The 17,431-nt window shown below is 59.9% G+C and carries 16 protein-coding genes; all 16 read right to left on the reverse strand.

Annotation, left to right across the window (positions count from 1 at the left end; translation table 11 throughout):
• Positions 1-16 precede the first annotated feature (16 nt).
• Positions 17-1,381, reverse strand: coding sequence for a hypothetical protein (locus OSA81_09280; GenBank protein ID MDE0899196.1), 1,365 nt, complete (start codon positions 1,379-1,381; stop codon positions 17-19).
• Entirely contained in the window at positions 1,378-2,166 is a 789-nt protein-coding gene (locus OSA81_09285) for a TonB C-terminal domain-containing protein (GenBank protein MDE0899197.1), read from the reverse strand. Before OSA81_09285 ends, OSA81_09280 begins: the two co-directional genes overlap by 4 nt.
• A 4-nt stretch (positions 2,167-2,170) precedes the next feature.
• A complete protein-coding gene (locus tag OSA81_09290) occupies positions 2,171-2,614 on the reverse strand; it encodes a biopolymer transporter ExbD (GenBank protein MDE0899198.1) in 444 nt (147 codons plus the stop codon).
• Positions 2,615-3,280: a MotA/TolQ/ExbB proton channel family protein gene (locus OSA81_09295; protein MDE0899199.1), complete on the reverse strand. Its 666-nt coding sequence runs from the start codon at positions 3,278-3,280 to the stop codon at positions 2,615-2,617.
• Between the two features lie 50 nt (positions 3,281-3,330).
• Entirely contained in the window at positions 3,331-4,299 is a 969-nt protein-coding gene (locus tag OSA81_09300) for an NAD-dependent epimerase/dehydratase family protein (protein MDE0899200.1), read from the reverse strand.
• Positions 4,300-4,492: 193 nt separating this feature from the next.
• Positions 4,493-4,960 (reverse strand): ribosomal protein S18-alanine N-acetyltransferase, encoded by a 468-nt coding sequence (gene rimI, locus OSA81_09305; GenBank protein ID MDE0899201.1) that lies wholly within the window; start codon positions 4,958-4,960, stop codon positions 4,493-4,495.
• Complete coding sequence (gene tsaB, locus OSA81_09310) at positions 4,948-5,640, reverse strand: tRNA (adenosine(37)-N6)-threonylcarbamoyltransferase complex dimerization subunit type 1 TsaB (GenBank protein MDE0899202.1); 693 nt, start codon at positions 5,638-5,640, stop codon at positions 4,948-4,950. Before tsaB ends, rimI begins: the two co-directional genes overlap by 13 nt.
• Positions 5,637-6,083, reverse strand: coding sequence for a tRNA (adenosine(37)-N6)-threonylcarbamoyltransferase complex ATPase subunit type 1 TsaE (gene tsaE / locus OSA81_09315; GenBank protein MDE0899203.1), 447 nt, complete (start codon positions 6,081-6,083; stop codon positions 5,637-5,639). Before tsaE ends, tsaB begins: the two co-directional genes overlap by 4 nt.
• A 101-nt stretch (positions 6,084-6,184) precedes the next feature.
• Entirely contained in the window at positions 6,185-6,802 is a 618-nt protein-coding gene (nadD, locus tag OSA81_09320) for a nicotinate-nucleotide adenylyltransferase (protein ID MDE0899204.1), read from the reverse strand.
• Positions 6,786-7,547: an outer membrane protein assembly factor BamD gene (bamD, locus tag OSA81_09325; GenBank protein ID MDE0899205.1), complete on the reverse strand. Its 762-nt coding sequence runs from the start codon at positions 7,545-7,547 to the stop codon at positions 6,786-6,788. The genes nadD and bamD overlap by 17 nt, the downstream gene beginning before the upstream one ends.
• Before the next feature lie 64 nt (positions 7,548-7,611).
• The gene (locus OSA81_09330; GenBank protein MDE0899206.1) at positions 7,612-8,607 is read right to left on the reverse strand and encodes a tetratricopeptide repeat protein; all 996 of its coding nucleotides are present in this window, start codon (positions 8,605-8,607) and stop codon (positions 7,612-7,614) included.
• 177 nt (positions 8,608-8,784) lie between these two features.
• A complete protein-coding gene (locus OSA81_09335; GenBank protein MDE0899207.1) occupies positions 8,785-9,744 on the reverse strand; it encodes an SDR family oxidoreductase in 960 nt (319 codons plus the stop codon).
• A gap of 1 nt (position 9,745) precedes the next feature.
• Entirely contained in the window at positions 9,746-11,068 is a 1,323-nt protein-coding gene (locus OSA81_09340) for a UDP-glucose/GDP-mannose dehydrogenase family protein (GenBank protein MDE0899208.1), read from the reverse strand.
• Between the two features lie 111 nt (positions 11,069-11,179).
• On the reverse strand, positions 11,180-13,165 hold the full coding sequence (gene uvrB / locus OSA81_09345) for an excinuclease ABC subunit UvrB (GenBank protein MDE0899209.1): 1,986 nt from the start codon (positions 13,163-13,165) through the stop codon (positions 11,180-11,182).
• 9 nt (positions 13,166-13,174) lie between these two features.
• Positions 13,175-14,785 (reverse strand): hypothetical protein, encoded by a 1,611-nt coding sequence (locus tag OSA81_09350; GenBank protein MDE0899210.1) that lies wholly within the window; start codon positions 14,783-14,785, stop codon positions 13,175-13,177.
• A 259-nt stretch (positions 14,786-15,044) separates the two neighbouring features.
• Positions 15,045-17,333: a bifunctional (p)ppGpp synthetase/guanosine-3',5'-bis(diphosphate) 3'-pyrophosphohydrolase gene (locus OSA81_09355; protein MDE0899211.1), complete on the reverse strand. Its 2,289-nt coding sequence runs from the start codon at positions 17,331-17,333 to the stop codon at positions 15,045-15,047.
• Positions 17,334-17,431: the final 98 nt, after the last annotated feature.

Genomic DNA, 17,431 nt, shown 5'->3' on the forward strand with positions numbered 1-17,431 from the left:
TCGAGCGACCGCATTACTACGTCGGAGGCAATGCCGGTGACCAGTCGGGAAGGTCGATGACCCGCCCCCCCAGAAGCGACCTAATCTTGCCGGTGGCGACGTCTACAATCATCAGCCCCGTGCCCCAATTACGCTCACCCTTGAAGACCAGGTGTCGACCGTCTGGAGCCCAACTCGGAGACTCGTTGTTCCCCTCCGAGGTGAGCTGCCGAAGGACGCGGCCTCCGTCTTCGAGATCGGCGACGAGGATGTGATATCGGCCGCGGCGGTCGATACGCCCGTGGAATGCGACGAAATCCCCACTCGGAGACCAGTCGGCCCCGGAGTAGAATCCACCGCCGCCGTACTCGTAGGGTGACAGCGTCTCTGCCGAGCCGCCTTCCGCCGGCATCATCATTACCTGTGGCACGTCAGTCCCGAAACGAAGTGTGGCGAAGGCCAGCCATCGTCCGTCGGGCGAGTACGTGGGACCGTAATCGTGCCATGGCCCACCCGACAGAAATGAAAGGCAACAATTCTGCGCAAAATTGTAGGTAAAGATTCCGCTCTGAGAGTCACTTCCCATCACCGTAAACGCGATGGTCTCACCGTCCGGGTGATACGTCGGCGTGATATAGTCACCAAGACCTCGAAGCGCCGGAACCATTCGCTCGTTCTCACCGAATCGATCGATCTCATAGATCCGGGGCACGCCGGTCTTCCATGACGCGAGGGCAAGCCGAGACCCATCAGGCGACCACGTCGCAGACTCGGTCATGCTTCCGTAACGAGTAACCTGATGCAGGTTCTCGCCATCGGCGTCGATGACGTAGATCTCCTTGTTGTTGTCGCTACCCAACATTGAGAAGGCGATCCGAGTTGCTGCCATGCCTGGGTCACCCGTGGCCCAGCGCACGACTTCGTCGGAGGTACGGTGCACGGCCATCCTGAAGTCTTCGTCGGTCTGGTCCGGCAAACGAAAGCGTCCCCGCTCTCGCACCTCGCCGTAGACGACATCGTGAAGTTCCACGATCAGGACGTACCCGTCGCCAGCCCCCTCTACCTGACCCGTGACCAGCCAGACTGCACCGAGCCGGTCCCAGAGACCATAATCGACCTGCTCTCCGACGATGGCACCGGGAAGTGAATCCAGCACCTCGAATCGATCGGAGTTGCGCATGTCACGCCCTACAATCGCTTCCACTTGGGGGGCGATTTCGTCTCCACCGAAGCTCCCCATGAACGGCTGAACCGCGAGGGCCGGCAAATAGGACGACGCATACGTGAGTCCGAGTTCGATTCCTGGTAGCTCTTCTTGAGCGCTCACGCCGCCGGGGCCGATCAGAACGGTCGCCCCTGCTAGAACACCGGCACACCACACCACACGACTTCTGAAGCTCATCGTTCGAACGTCACCTCGCCAGGAGTCCCAGCGGCCGGAAAGAATGCTTCAGAATCGCCCGATGGTCGAAACCGGAATCGGACGGGGAATCGTTCATAGGGAAGATCTTCGGGCAATGCTCCAAAGCGCCCCTCCTGGCCCGCACATTCCACGGCGTCCATCGACTCGTAGTCGAACCCGGTACTGCCCGACCGCGTCACGAACTCGATATCCAGCGCATTCCCTTCGCGGTCGATGTTGAAAAACAGGACCGTTTCCCAATTCCCCCCATCCTGCCAGCGGAAGCATCGCTGGATCTGGCGGATGATGTTCTCATAGTACTGAGGGTAGTCACGCCGCAAGCCCTCAATGCGCACATTGAGCCCCTCACCCGTCTCTTCCGGCTCTTCCTCAGGCTCATCGACCGCGGCTGCGACAACGCTTTCTTCGGCCGCTTCCGGCGAATCGTCCTCGACTGGGTCCTGTGGCGCCTCGGGAGGCGGGTCAGGCTCGGGCTCAGGGTCATCGACAGGGATTGGTACGATTTCCTCGACCTCCGGCTCCGGCGGTGCCGGCTCCGGCTCTGGCCGCTCTATCACCAGCTCTTCGGTGGCCGGCTCGGGCACCTCGGCCTGCCGAGCAGGCGGCGGTGACACCAGATCGATTTCGTAGGTCAGAAACTCCATCTGGGGCGGATCATAGAGTGTGCTCAGCCACCCCAGCGAGAAAATTGATGCGTGCACCAAGGCAGACAATCCCATGGACCATCGGTCAAATGGGTCAAGTCCACGCCCACGACGCGTCATCGAATCACTCCCCCCCGGGACGGTAGGGCTCGCCCACCACGGACCAGGGCACACCACTGTTCACTGCGATGGCCATCGTTTTGAGAACGGGGCCCCAGTAGGCGACCGAATCCGCCCGAATGAAGACACGCTCGACCGTTCCAGTCGACAGCAGCTGGGGCAACCCCGACTCGAGTTCAGCAAGGGTCACCGAGCTCTCCTCCATGAAGATCTCGCCGTCACGCGTGATCGTTATGAAGAAGGGGGCTTCCTCCGTGTTCAACGGCTGCACATCAGCCCTCGGGATCGATACCTCGATGCCGCCTTGAAGAATCGGCGCGGTGATGATGAAGATCACGAGCAGCGTGAACGCAACGTCGACGAGACTGGTCACGTTGATGTCGGCGTTGATCGGAAGGTCGGCCCGAGACCGACCGCCACCCCTGCGGTGCGCACCCAAAGAGGACATCTAGACGCGCCCCTCCCGCGCGAGCGTTCCAATGAACTCACTGGAGAAGCCTTCGAGTTCGCCACTGACGAGATTGAGCTTGCCGACGAAATGGTTGTAGGCGATCACCGCAGGGATCGCGACAAACAGCCCAGCGACCGTCGTGACCAGAGCACCGGCAACACCCGGGGCCACAGCCGCCATGTTGCTGGAACCCGACACAGTAATGCCAAGAAACACATTCATGATTCCAATGACGGTCCCCATGAGGCCCATCAGAGGCGACACGGACCCAATTACCGCGAGCCAGCCCAGTCCGTAGGACAGTTCGTCCCGCTCTTGGGCTTCTTCCTTCTCCAGCACCAACCGCAAAGCCTCAAGCTGCGTCAGGGACAGACCCCGCGACTGCGGAGCGCCCTCACGCAGTGCTCCAGGTCGGAGTTCACTGAAGAAGTTCACTCCCTGCCGAAACACGCGTCCGTACGGCGAATCCGGCAGCGAGAGGATAGTCTTGTAGGCGTCCTCGAGGCGCTGAGCCTTCTCCATATAGTCGAGAAATTCATCCCCCTGTTGGCGGACCTCCCTGAACTGGCGCGACTTGGTGAAGATCAGCCACCACGACGCCATGGACCCGACTCCGAGGACAAGGAGAACGACCTGTGTAGGCAGATCACCCCCGACGATCATTTGGAAGGCACTCGTCGGTGGTTGTGCTTGAAAAAGCATGAGCGAGAAAATCATTCGGCTGACCCGGACCTCTGGTTGGCAATGTACTTGTAGGTTTCTTGCAAGCCTTGTTCCAAGGTGAACCTAGGTGTCCAGCCGCGTGACTGGATCAGCCCGGAGTTCAGAGTACTGTGGCGCAATTCACCCGGTCGCCCTGGCTCGTGATTTCGTTCGAATGACGCACCCGCGATACCCTCGAGGGCATCCGCAAGGCCGACCACACTTGTAGCAACCCCAGTTGCCACGTTGAAGGCTCGGGCATCGAGCCCATGTCCTTCACCCATGTCGACGCCGGAGGCAAGCATGTTGGCAGCCACCACATCCTTCACGTACACGTAGTCCCGGGTCTGCTCTCCATCGCCGAAAATCGTGAGCGATTCCCCGGCGAGGAGACGGTTGCAGAAGATCGCTACTACACCCGCCTCACCATGCGGATCTTGGCGAGGACCGAAAACGTTGGAGTAGCGCAGCGCGACATACTCCATGCCCCGGATCATGCGGTAGTAGTTGAGATAGTACTCCCCCCCCAGCTTCGTGACCCCGTAGGGCGACAGCGGGAGCTTCGGGGCACCTTCCGGTGTGGGGATCTCTTCTGGCTCGCCATACACGACACCCCCACTGCTGATGAAAACCACCCGTTTCGTGCCGACCTCAAGCGCAGACTCGGTGATGTTCAGAAGCCCTGTGAGGTTGATCCCAGCGTCCTCTGCAGGATCATTCACTGAGATGCGGACGTCAATCTGGGCCGCGTGATGATTAACCAAGTCGAAACGAACTTCCCGGAACAAGTTTCGGATCTCCGGGTCGCGAATGTCCATCTCGATGAACTCGGCCCCGGCCGGGACATTCGTCCGTTTTCCCGAAGAAAGATTGTCAACAATCCAGACGTCGTCGCCCTGAGCCAAGTAGGCCTCAGAAACGTGACTGGCGATGAAGCCGGCACCCCCCGTAACCAGAACCTTACGTTTTGACTGCTTCATCGATACCTGAATTGGGTTTTCGTGAGTCGTTCAGGCCCACTGATCACCAAGTATAATAGCAAGTATTTGAAGTATTACTTAACAATTTTATTCAGTGGATTAAGCCAATTGCCCTCACACCGAACGAGCCAAACAGCGTTGCAATGTCCCAATCGATCGGAAAGAGGCCCGGATTGATCAACCAGGTCGGCAGCTAGCCGATCGCCGCCAGCATCACCTTCGCGTCCTCGGGTGGGCGGCCGTAGTAGTTCCTTCGCACACCGACTTCCTTAAAGCCCTGCCTCAGATACAGATCGATCGCCACTTCGTTGGAAGCACGGACCTCAAGGAACAGCTGCTGAACTCCTCGCTCGCGAGCGACGTCCAAAACCTGTAAGAGCAGAGCCCTTCCCAGCCCTTCGCCCCGCCGGGCTGGCACAATCGCGATGTTAGCGAGCTCACCCTGATCGAGAATACACCAGAGGATGGCGTAGCCGACGATAGCGTCATCATCATCTGTCATAACCAGAAGCTCGACACCATCCCGATCGAAGAGCCCTAAGAAGGTGTCCGCCTGCCAAGGTGTGGCGAACGCATCGCCCTCTATCGCAACGACCGCATTGATGTCACGGCGGCCCATCGGTCGGACAATCACGCCCGCCGGGAGCGTCAGGTCCTCCACAACCGCTCAGCGCTGGATGCGCGGACGTACTCCGGTTCCCAAGCCCCGGGATCCCCAACCGGCCTGAGATCCGGAGTCAGCGCCAGGAAGCGTACGAGCCCATCGGCCGGGGTCCGCCCTGGATCAGCGGCTTCGACTCGATAGCCCGCGCCTTCGATCGCTGCCCGGTGCTTCTCGGCCGAGTTACCAATGAAGACAGTGCCTGCGGGGACATCGCCAGCAAGTACGTCCCGCAATTCTCCGGCGTGCGGCTCGACGAGAGTGTCCACATGGTCGTGGGCCACGCCATAACACGCGCCGTACACACGCTCGGCGCGCGCATCGAACAGGGCGTACCGAACGGATGCGGCTCCGAATGCACTGCCGGGAGCAGCCGCGAGTGCGACTGCGGCAAGGCTCGACACCGCGTAAAGGGGGGCACCCAACGCCCGACTCAATCCCTTCGCGGTAGCGGCTGCTACCCGAACACCGGTGAAGGAGCCAGGTCCCTCGCCCACAACAATTCCACTGACCTCTTCACGGCCCACGCCGGCGTCCTCGAGCGTCTCCTCGATCATCGGGATCAATCCGGCGGCATGGCCGGCCTGACGTACCATGACTCCGCGGGCAAGCACGTCGGTGCCCGACGCTACTGCGACGGAGCCGAGGGGACCGGCGGTGTCAAAGGCAAGCACTATCATCCTGATGTCGACACGGACATCGGGAAGCCCGGCAGTTCAGGTGGTCGCCCGACGCGCTGGACCTCGACGTCACGCAGTAGAGGGTGGTCATCAGGCGCATCCAGACTGATCAGCCAGTAATCTGGTGGCATAAGGTCCTCTGCTCTCTCCGGCCACTCGACGAGTACGACATCACCTTCCGTGCCGAGTTGAGACCACCCGAGCTCCCAGACCTCCTCGGAGGACTCAATTCTATAGAGGTCGAGATGAGAGACGACCCCACCGTCTGGGGTCGTGTAGCGCAGCAGGAGGTTGTACGAGGGTGAGGGCATCGGGTCCGCTACCCCAGCGCCGCGACCAATCGCACGAGCGAGCACGGACTTTCCAGCTCCAAGGGATCCTCGGAGCGCGATTACAACAGGCGGATCGACTGTCCTGCCAATCCTTTCGCCCCAGCGTCCCACTTCGATTTCGTCGAGTCTCAGGGGGCCAACTCCGATGGTGGTTCCGTACTTCTGTACGCGTCAGAAAGATAACTCTCCTAGCACTCGCGTCGGCAGCGCTCCTAGGCGTTCTCGTACAAACGCTCACGCGCCATGATCGCCAACACGGCCGGTGACACCATGCCTGCAACGCTTTCTCCCCTGCCAACGCGTCTGCGGACCTCCGTGGACGAAACATCGACCCGGGCCACCGGAATTCGACGTGGACCGCCATCTCCTACGGTCGCAGACAGCCCTTCCCCTTTCCTGTCCATCACCACGATCGTCGCGATTCGCGCGATCTCGTCGGGCTTTCGCCAAGCGTCCAGGGCGCGGTACTGGTCCATCCCGATGATCAGGAACAACTCGGTGTCGGGATGCACCTCGCCACGGAGTTCTCGCAGCGTGTCTAGGGTGAACGATGGTCCGGGCCGGCCGATCTCTAAGTCATGTACGCGAAAAGCTGACTCGCGGTCGACCGCCGCCCGGGCCATCTCAACGCGGACCTCGACATCAGTCAGCGGCTCGTTCGGCTTGAGGGGAGAACGCCGCGCCGGAATCCAGAGGACCTCGTCGAGCGCCAGCGCATCGGCGACTTCTCGGGCGCCCGATACGTGACCCAGATGAGGTGGATCGAACGTCCCGCCGAAAACCCCTACTCGGAGCGGAAGGTCGCCCCTGACTTCAGGAGCCAGGGCCATCCGCTGCCACAGACAAGGCGGCTTCCGAGTCCGGATACTCAAGGAGGAGTTGTTGTTTGGCAGCTTCCGCTAAGTCTTCGTAACCGATGGCGTTGTTCGCCAGATAGATGCCCAGAAGGGCCTGCGGGGCGAAGAGCGATTCCGGATACAGCGTGATCACGAACTCGTAGTACTTGATCGCCGAGTCGTGCATGTTCCGACGGAAGTAGAAGTCCGCGTTTATGTACTCCTTCTCCGCGAGCGTATAACGCAGCTCGTTGGAGATTCCCGCGGCCTCCGCAGCCTGCTCCCGACCAGCGAAGTCGATCACGACGTTGCGGCAGGAGGCCATCGCTTCCTGCGTGTACCCCTGATCCCGCTGAGGGCGCGGCGTCAGAGAAGCCAGCGACTTGCAGATGCCCAGTGCAGCATTCGCGGAACCAAGATTACCCGCATATCGGTCGATGAATCGCGTGTACTCCGCCCGAGCGGTCAGAAAGTCACCACGATCAAAGTGCACATCGCCGAGCATAAGCCGCGCATCGGGGATCCGGTCCCAGTCGCCATGAGCCACGAGGAGGCGGTCGAGCGCGTCAATCGCGTTTCCGTGGTTCTCCTGTTCGAACTCCGTCGCCGCAACCTCAAACAGTTCGTCCGGCGTCACGCCTTCGTAACGATTGCCACCACCGCAGGCAGACAGCGCAATGGACGCGGCTACATAGGCGGCGGCGGGGAGACGGAAGCGGGGGGCTATGAGATTCGACATCAACGAGGACTACACTGCGAAGAGGTACGGGTTTCGGACCGCTCGTTCCTGAAGCGAATAAAAACTAACGGCAGCGGCCATCCCCGAGATGCTCTAGGCCTCGGCCGAAGCGAATTTCATCGAACCGATCCTGCGCCCGATCGATGAGCGAGCCAGCCTGGTCGGCATAGCGCACCTGCGAGTACGCATCCATCGCGGCCTCACATTCATCCATTTCAGCCAGAATCTCACCCTTCTCGAACCAAGCCTGAGCCTGAATGTTGCGGGGCTCCTGGACGGCTACGGTCCGGTTCACCAGACGCAAAGCCTCTTCCAGGTCACGATCCAGCGACTGGCGGACGGCCGGGTCGACGTCACCCCTGCTCAAGGTACGCTCGACCGTGCGTGTCCGGTCGCGAAGCTCACGGGCGAGGTTGAAAGCGCAGGTGCCGATGTACCAGTCGACCTCACCCCGCTCCCAAGGGCGAACCATTTCTCGGAAGCGCTCGAAGAAGACCAGGGCGTTCTCGCAGTCCCCGATCTCGTCATGCGCGACCCCGACCTCGAACACGATCTCCGGAATCGAGTCGGCAGCTTCAGTCATCGCATTCTGATAGAAGGGAAGTGCTCGACCATAGTCGCCGTTCTGGTAGTAGTGACGGGCGAGGGGGAGAGACATATCCCCGACACCGAGCCCCGGACGTAGGCGGAGCGCCGTCTCCACTGCGGTGGCCATGGCGAAACGGTCTTGTGCGTCCTGATTTTGGCGCGCCAATCGCATTAGGTCGGAGACCGCCTGATCAGTCAATCTCGGATCACGGGCTGCTGCGTCCACGTAGTAAGCGCCAGCGTCGTCGACACGATTCATCAGCGTGTAGGTGTGTGCCACCCGTGCAGTGACAACCGGATCGTCCGCACCCTGTCGAATCGCGAGCCGGTATTCCGCAAGCGCCTCATCGTAGTTGCCCTGGGCGAACGCTTCGTCACCACGCCGGATAGCGCTCACATCAATACCGCTAGGCGAACACGCCCAGGCGGTCAAAGAGAGCAGCAGCAGGCAAATCGTTCGTCGAAGAGTCATGACTGATTCAGGAAAGCAAGGATCGGACCGCCGGCACGACCTGAATCCATCAGGATCGAGTCCTTCCCGCCCGAGAACAGAAGTATGGGTCTCTCGAACTGGGCCGCGACTTCCCGCATGAGGAAGATTGATTCGGACTCAAGCTGGTGAACGTGCGAGTTGTGGCTGACAGTCATTTCAGATTGTACGTGCCTTGGCGTCGTGGTGCTCCAGTTCTTCCCTAAAGTATGGCAGGGTCTCGCGAATGCCTGAGCGGAGACCCACGGCTGGTTCCCATCCTAGGAGTTCTCGTGCGATGGTGATATCTGGCTGCCTGACCTTCGGGTCGTCGGTTGGCAGCGGGAGTCGATCGATCGTCGAATCACTACTCGTCTCTTCGAGCACCACCTCCGCGAGTTCCGCGATCGTGAATTCGTTCGGGTTGCCGATGTTCACGGGCTCGGCCCGATTCGAGTTGAACAGGCGGAAGATGCCTTCGACTTCATCTTTCACGTAGCAGAAGGAGCGAGTCTGAGAGCCGTCGCCGTAGATCGTGAGTGGATCTCCCCGTAGCGCCTGCACAATGAAATTCGAAACGACTCGGCCATCTCCAGGACGCATGCGCGGGCCGTACGTATTGAAGATCCTTACGATTCGGGTCTCAAGGCCGTGATACGTGTGGTACGCCATGGTCATGGCCTCAGCGAACCGCTTCGCTTCGTCGTAAACGCCGCGCGGGCCGATCGGGTTCACATTGCCCCAATAGGTTTCCGGCTGAGGGTGCACGAGGGGGTCGCCGTACACCTCAGAGGTCGAGGCGAGGAGGAACCGGGCAGCCTTTGCGTTTGCCAGCCCCAGAGCGTTATGGGTACCGAGACTTCCTGCCTTCAGTGTCTGGATCGGCATCTCCCGATAGTCCACAGGACTCGCCGGCGAAGCGAAGTGAAGGACCCCGTCGAGCTCGTCGTCGATGAACAGTGGTGTTGAAATGTCATGTTCAATGAGCCGAAACGAGCCGAGCGATTCGAGGAAGACCGAGTTGGCTCGGGATCCCGTGATGAAGTTATCGACTCCGATTACTTCGTGACCCGACTCGATGAAGCGCTGGGCCAGATGCGAGCCAAGGAATCCCGCGGCGCCCGTTATCAGCACACGCACGTCACGCCTCCCGGGGCTGCGCGGCTGCGCGGCCAATCGACAAGTACTCGAATCCGCTCTCCGACATGTCGGAAGGGTCATAGAGGTTCCGGCCGTCGATTATGAGAGGCCGAGCCATCGACGCCTTCATCCGATTGAAGTCTGGACTCCGATAGGGGTGCCACTCTGTATGAATCACGAGCGCGTGGGCATCGTCGAGCGCGTCATAGTTCGTATCGACGTATGTGACCCGGTCGCCCAGGTAGCGTCGGGCCTCGGCCATCGCGACGGGATCGTGGGCCACCACGCGTGCTCCACGCGCTAACAAACCCTCAATGGTGACCAGACTCGGGGCCTCTCGCATGTCGTCGGTGTTTGGCTTGAAGGCCAGCCCCCACACAGCGACGGTCTTTCCAGTCAAATCTGCACCTAGTCGGGCGTCCAGCCTGTCGAGTAGCGCGCTCTTTTGGCTCTCATTGATATCTTCGACAGCCTGGAGAATCGAAGCGTCGACATCGAAATCCTCCATGGTCTTTACGAGCGCCTTCACATCTTTGGGGAAGCAGGAGCCCCCATACCCGATCCCGGGGAAGAGAAAGCTCGGCCCGATTCTCGAATCTGAGCCGATTCCCTGTTGCACCGCGGCGACGTCGGCTCCCGTAGCCTCGCAGAGACGGGCGATCGAATTCATGAAGCTGATCCTCGTCGCCAACATCGCATTCGCGGCGTATTTCGTGATCTCCGCGGCGCGCACGTCCATGATCATAACAGAGCCCCCTGTGCGAGCGAACGGAGCGTAGAGATCGCGTAACACCTTAGCGGCATACTCCGAGTCGGCGCCGACCACAACCCGATCCGGCTTCATAAAATCGTCGACGGCCGCACCTTCCTTCAGGAACTCCGGATTAGAGCAGACGTGGACAGGAAGGTCCGTCTCGGCCTTGATCGCCTCCCTCACGAGGTCGGCGGTCCCGACCGGAACGGTGCTCTTGGTGATCACGACCTTTTCGTCCTCCATGGCCTTGCCGATCGTTTTCGCGACGGCCAAGACATGTTGAAGATCCGCGGACCCGTCCTCGCCAGGCGGGGTCCCGACCGCGATGAAGATGACCTGGGATGCACGGACGGCAGCCTCGACATCTGTGGTGAACGCGAGCCGACCGACTGAGAGGTTCCGCTCAATCAGCGGCTTCAGTCCCGGCTCATAGATCGGGACGCCACCTCGGTTCAACATTTCAATCTTCGCGGCGTCAATGTCGGCACACAGCACTTCGTTTCCGGCCTCGGCCAAGCACGCACCTACAACCAACCCGACGTATCCAGAACCAAAGATTCCGACCTTCATCTACTCTTAACCTTTAGAGTGGCCTGGCCAAAGTGGTGACCCAGACATCAAAATAAAATTAAACAAGCAGGGAACACATCTCTATATAAGTGGCCCTATGTCACTGGAATTCTACTTCGCGACTCCCAACTCAAAAAGTTGATCCCGCGCCAACGCAGCTCTTTCGAAATTGAGAGCCTCAGCGGCCTCCGCCATCTCCTGCTCGAGAATCTTCACCAACTCCTCGCGGTTCACTTCGTCCGCATAGGAGGCCTTGGCCTCAGCAACGGCCGAAATCGATGCCGATCTGGCATCCGCCACACGGGTGGCCAACTCGATCTCCTCGATGCTCTTAACAATCGTGGTGGGCGTAATCCCATGCTCTGCATTGTGTGCGATCTGAATTTCCCGCCGGCGATTCGTCTCATCCATACATTCCTGCATCGAGCGGGTGACTCGATCCGCGTAGAGCACGGCCTTGCCCTCCCGATTCCGTGCAGCTCGGCCGATCGTCTGAATCAAGGAGCGGGCATTGCGAAGGAACCCCTCCTTGTCCGCGTCGAGGATCGCGACCAGAGACACCTCGGGAAGGTCGAGTCCTTCGCGCAAAAGGTTGATTCCGACCAGCACGTCAATTTTCCCGAGACGAAGTTGTCGCAAGATCGCCATGCGCTCGATCGTATCAACCTCCGAGTGCATGTATCGCACCCGCACTCCGACAGACTGCAGATACTCGGACAAGTCCTCCGCCATGCGTTTCGTGAGGGTCGTGACGAGCACGCGCTCACCCTTCCGCTCTCGCGTCCGAATTTCGGCGAGCAGGTCATCAACCTGACCCTTCACTGGTCGAATCGAGATCTCCGGGTCGAGGAGTCCGGTAGGACGAATAATCTGCTCGACGACCGCACCTCCGGTCTGCTCGACTTCCCAATCGCCAGGTGTGGCGGAGAGATAAATCGCCTGGGGGATCACGTCGACCCACTCATCGAACTTGAGCGGGCGGTTATCCAGAGCAGACGGGAGCCGAAACCCGTGCTCGATCAAGGTCGTCTTCCTGGAGCGATCTCCCTTGTACATGCCGTGGATCTGCGGAATGGACGCGTGAGACTCGTCGACGACGGTGAGAAAGTCCGCCGGGAAGTAGTCGATCAGGCAAGACGGACGGTCACCCGTGCGGCGACCACTGGTATAAAGCGAATAGTTCTCGATGCCAGGACAGGTCCCGATTTCCAGCATCATCTCGATGTCGAAATGGGTTCGCTGCTCGAGTCTCTGCGCTTCGAGCAACTGCTCGTTGGTCCTGAATACGGTGAGCTGGTCTTTGAGTTCGTCGCGTATCTCCGGCACCATGCTTTCGATCGTGGAGCGGCGGGTCACATAGTGACTCGCCGGATAGATAGCAGTCCGATCGAGAGCCGCGATCACTTCCCCAGTCAGTGGATCAAAACGACTGATGCGCTCGACCTCGTCGCCCCACAACTCGATGCGAATCGCCTGCTCATCGTATGCAGGATAGACCTCGACGGTGTCGCCTCTTACTCGGAAGGTTCCGCGTTCGAAGAGGTAATCGTTCCGCTTGTAATGGATGTTCACGAGCCCCTGAAGGATCTGCTTCCTCGGATGCTCACCTCCAACGTCGATGTGGAGCATGAGCCCTCGGTAATCCGCCGGATTACCGAGACCGAAGATGCACGAGACCGAAGCGACGACGATCACGTCCTTCCGCTCCATCAATGACGATGTGGCCCTCAGGCGCAGACGCTCGATATCCTCATTGATTGAGGCATCCTTCTCGATATACGTGTCCGTCGAGGCCACGTACGCTTCTGGCTGATAGTAGTCGTAGTAGGAGATGAAGTACTCGACCGCATTGTGCGGAAAGAGTGCCTTCAGTTCGCCATACAGCTGCGCCGCGAGCGTCTTGTTGTGCGACATCACCAGGGTAGGCAAGCCCTGATTCGCGATCACGTGCGCGATGGCGAACGTCTTCCCAGTGCCCGTCGCACCTAGAAGAACCTGCTTGGGGTCGCCTCGTTTCAATCCGGCGGTGAGTTCTGCAATCGCAGCCGGCTGATCCCCTGCTGGTTGGTAAGGGGAGACGAGCTGGAAGTCAGACACGGGCAGCCATCAGTGTAAGCTCCATCGTGCCGACGCCTGGATATTGAAGTTGTTCACATTCGGACCATAGAAGTAGCGGTTCAGCTGCCGCGTATATGTGAGCCCGGCGCCGATCTCCAACTCTCGCACAAACCAGGTCGCACTCGAGCCGATGTCGATAGACACATCATGATTGTCGAAGCTCACGTCGTTCCGCTCGGCCCAGGCATAGTAGGCGTCATTGTCGGTCACACGCCGCTGCAGAAAGAGGCCCGTGCGCCCCCAAGCCGCATAAAGGTCAGCTCCCAGAAACTGCTGGATGCCTCCGGGACCGACCGCAGCACCAACGCCTTGGCCCCCGTGCGTATAGCCCTGCGTGACGAGATGGTGAGCGTAGTAGACCGGACTCGCCCTGAGTCGAAACGTCGCTTCGCGCTCGAGGTGTGTGAGCTCGCCCCGAAACGATACCCGGCGGTCGCCAGGGATCGCGATAGCTTTCTGGAACCCAAGGGTGTAGCCCTGAGAATGTTCAGGTTCGAGCAAGATGTCGTAGAAGTTCAGCGGATGATCGTTGCGAGCCCACTCTCCGTAGACCTCAAACCCGCTCGCCGGAAAAACCCACCGAGCGAACAGGGAAACGAGCTGATCCCGCTCATCGTTACCCGTGGGGTTCTCGGGACTCTCGAGGTCCTCCTTCTCGATGCCCTGAAGGACAAGGAAGAGGTCGGATAGCGGGAGACCGTCCTCTGGCACCCATCCATAAAAGACCCTCGTGAACCCAATGGAGAGCCCCTGCAAGAAGCTCGGCGAATATGCGACGACGAGGCCCGTCAAGTATCGATCATCGATCTCGACGGAAGGATCGAAGTAGTCAGACTGTTTCATCCTCCCCCAAATCCAATTCGCCTCGACGGTCCCGATTCCAATGCTCCGTGGCCCTCGCGTTCCGAGGAAGGCGTGGGGAAGGCCACCAGCGTTATTGCTCATGAGGATCGCGCTGTTGATTCCCGGACCCCACCAGAGATTTCGAGTACTGAATCCCCCCGTAGCGCCGTAACCGCTGACCCGAACCTCTGATTGGCCGGGGTCCAGCGTCCAGAATGACTCAGGGCCAAACCGTTGTGGGAGATCGATCCGCCTCCACGGGTAAGCGTAGTCGGGCATACCCGCGACCTCTACCGTGGCCAAGTCGAAAGCTCGGTTCTGAGCGAATACGATAGTAGGCTTCGCTGTGACCCGCAGGCCGCGCCACGAAAGCGTCGTACCAAGATCCAACGCCGCGGTCACTCCCCTTCCTTGCCAGACGACTCCGTCGTTCGCCCCAACCGGATGGCCCGTGTTCACGAAGCTCCTGAGCCGAGCTTCAAGTGGGGTGATTTCCACGCCAGAGGAAGCGAACAGGGGTTCCAGCACAAATGGGTTGGCCCATGGGCCGGCTCCGGCTCCATCGATCGCCTCATCCTCTCTCGACACAAGCGGGCGCAGCGAGAATGAGTTGAGGGCCGCATCTCCGGTCAGCTGCCAGAGGCGTAGAAGCGCTTCACGGGAATCCCCCACATCCAGGGACTGTGCCGCCCCTCCGTGCGGTGCTCCAACTATGAGAGACAGAGCAACGACGATGGCGAGCCGATTCGAGTTCATCCGGCGGTTACCCGATCCACCACGCCAGCACCGCTCGCTGGACCTGTTCATAGGTCTCCGGTAGTCCGATATCGAGGAAGAATCCGTCGCTGCGATGCCCTCTGACCCGGCCGACTGCGACGAGTTCCGGCGGGAGGTCAGTTTTAAGAAATGCGTCTCCGCTCAGAGTGTAAAATCTTTATCGAGTTGATCTAAAAACAGGGCCAGCGCGCGCCCTGTGCCAAGCGGTGATTCCAGTGATGAGCGCTGTGGTCACACGTTAAGCCCAGCCAAGGTCTTCCTCATCTAAATGCTCCCGACGTTCCACATCGAGTACCCCCTCCACTCGTCCAATTGAGCGCCGGACCTTCTCCAAGTGAGAGAGATCTCGCACTTCGACTACGAACTCCCCATTCATCCCACCTTCGGTAGTGCGCATGTCGGCGTGAGAAATGTCGGTCCCAGTCGTGGTGATCGCCTTGGCGACATCGGAAAGTAATCCTCTACGATCCGAGCCGCGTATGAACAACTTCACAAAGAATCGATCCCCCTTCTCTGCAGCCCACTCGATCTCGATACGGCGTTCTGGATCTCGAGAAAGTACCAGCACATTGGGACAGTCCTGTCGGTGGATGGATACTCCTCGACCACGCGTTACGTGTCCGAGAACCGGATCCCCAGGCACCGGCTGACAGCAGCGCGAGTACCTGACCATCATATTATCCATGCCCTGAATCCGAATCCCTCGTCCGGAAATTCGTAGCCGAGCCGCGAGCTTGGATAGAGCCGACGGCTGGCGCTGCGCAACCTCGACTGGATCGTGGTCTGGATGATACTGCTTGATCACCGCAGTCGGGCCGACATCTCCCCGACCCAGCGCCGCGCACACCTGCTCCATACCCGGATAGCCCAGCGCGATGGCCGCTTCGAGTCGGTCTTGTGGGTCAGCAGGCAGCCTCCGGCCGGCCTTCTTTAGCTCCCGCTCAAGGAGATCCTTACCCAGCTTGAGGGCCGAGTCAAACTCCTCTTTTCGAATCCAACCACGAATACTCTGCCTGGCTCGCGAGGTCTTTACGAAGGCGAGCCAATCGCGACTGGGGCGCTGCTTGGAGTTCGTCAGGATCTCGATCGCATCCCCGTTCTTGAGTTCCCGGGATAGCGGGGCGACACGACCGTTCACCTTCGCACCCGCACAGTGATACCCGACCTCGGTATGCACCGAAAAGGCGAAGTCGATCGGCGTAGCCCCTATGGGGAGCGACTTGATATCGCCATCTGGAGTGAAGACGAACATCTCGCCCCGGAAGAGATCCATCCGGAGGAACTCCATGAACTCCTCCGGCTCTGCCGTGTCCTGTTGCCACTCGAGAACCTGTCGGAACCAGGTGAGCGCATCGTCAACCTCGTCCTCACCCCGAGAGGTCCCATCGGCCTCTTTATAGCGCCAGTGCGACGCGATCCCGAACTCCGAAGTCCGATGCATCTCTTCGGTGCGGATCTGGATCTCATATCGGCGAGAGCCTGGGCCAAACACCGTCGTGTGGAGCGACCGGTACATGTTCGACTTCGGGGTCGCGACGTAGTCATGAAACCGTTCCGGAATCGGTGTCCACTTGCTGTGGATCACGCCTAGGGCGGCATAGCAATCTTGAAGGGATCCCGTCAACACCCGCATCGCCATCAGATCATAGATCTCATCGTACGGCCGACCCTGTGTCAGGATTTTCCGATGAATCGACCAGAGATGCTTCGGCCGGCCGCTTACCTCGGCCTTGATTCCCGCCTCGACGAGAGCCTCCTCAAGAGGACGCTGCATCTCGAGGATTTCTCTCTCTCGGACCTTTCGGCGCTTTCGGATCTGTTTTCCAAGTGCCCGATACTCATCCGGTTCAAGAAACTTGAAAGCCAAGTCCTCGAGTTCCCAGCGGATCCCCGCCATGCCGAGACGGTGCGCGAGAGGTGCGTAGATCTCCCTCGTTTCTAGCGCGATCCGGTGGCGCTTGTCCTCACTGAGGTGCTCAAGCGTCCGCATGTTGTGGAGACGATCAGCCAGCTTCACGATAATCACGCGCGCGTCACCCGCCATCGAGAGAAGCATCTTTCGATAGTTCTCGACCTGCCGCTCGGTGGCCGAGCGGAACTGGACCTTGCCGAGCTTCGTGACGCCATCGACGATCGCCGCGACCTGGGAGCCGAATTGCCCCTCAACGTCTCCTAGAGAGATCGCGGTGTCTTCGATCGTGTCGTGAATCAGGCCTGCGACGATCGTGTCGGTGTCGAGGCGCAGCTGCGCGAGGATGGTAGCGACTTCGATCGTGTGTGTGACGTATTTCTCACCGGACGCTCTGGTTTGGCCGGTGTGTGCAGCGACTGCGAGGTCGTGGGCGCGTTGGATCGCGTCTACGTCTAGGCGTTCGGCGTAGGCTTCGAGAGCCCGGGCTAGGGGGCCGGGGAGGTTGGGGATGGTTGGGGTGGTATTGGGAGCCATGACGGGAAAGTAGCCGGCTGACCGGAGGGAGCGAAGAGCGCCGGTGCCGTAGGCTCGCTCCAAGTGGGTTGAGTGTGTCAACCGAACTGTTAGCACCTCTTTATTCTTCCCCTGCCCCACTCGTACCCGCAACTCAGGACGCGCAGAACACTGCTAGGCAGCTAGGTGTGGCTGGGTGC

The organism is Longimicrobiales bacterium (assembly GCA_028823235.1).
In the GTDB taxonomy this organism is placed as follows: Bacteria; Gemmatimonadota; Gemmatimonadetes; order Longimicrobiales; family Gaopeijiaceae; genus UBA2589.

Coding starts and splice junctions, on each gene's coding strand:
- OSA81_09280 (MDE0899196.1), bottom strand. CDS start 1,381: ATGAGCTTCAGAAGTCGTGTGGTGTGGTGTGCCGGTGTTCTAGCAGGG.
- OSA81_09285 (MDE0899197.1), bottom strand. CDS start 2,166: ATGACGCGTCGTGGGCGTGGACTTGACCCATTTGACCGATGGTCCATG.
- OSA81_09290 (MDE0899198.1), bottom strand. CDS start 2,614: ATGTCCTCTTTGGGTGCGCACCGCAGGGGTGGCGGTCGGTCTCGGGCC.
- OSA81_09295 (MDE0899199.1), bottom strand. CDS start 3,280: ATGATCGTCGGGGGTGATCTGCCTACACAGGTCGTTCTCCTTGTCCTC.
- OSA81_09300 (MDE0899200.1), bottom strand. CDS start 4,299: ATGAAGCAGTCAAAACGTAAGGTTCTGGTTACGGGGGGTGCCGGCTTC.
- tsaB (MDE0899202.1), bottom strand. CDS start 5,640: ATGATAGTGCTTGCCTTTGACACCGCCGGTCCCCTCGGCTCCGTCGCA.
- nadD (MDE0899204.1), bottom strand. CDS start 6,802: ATGGCCCTGGCTCCTGAAGTCAGGGGCGACCTTCCGCTCCGAGTAGGG.
- bamD (MDE0899205.1), bottom strand. CDS start 7,547: ATGTCGAATCTCATAGCCCCCCGCTTCCGTCTCCCCGCCGCCGCCTAT.
- OSA81_09330 (MDE0899206.1), bottom strand. CDS start 8,607: ATGACTCTTCGACGAACGATTTGCCTGCTGCTGCTCTCTTTGACCGCC.
- OSA81_09340 (MDE0899208.1), bottom strand. CDS start 11,068: ATGAAGGTCGGAATCTTTGGTTCTGGATACGTCGGGTTGGTTGTAGGT.
- OSA81_09350 (MDE0899210.1), bottom strand. CDS start 14,785: ATGAACTCGAATCGGCTCGCCATCGTCGTTGCTCTGTCTCTCATAGTT.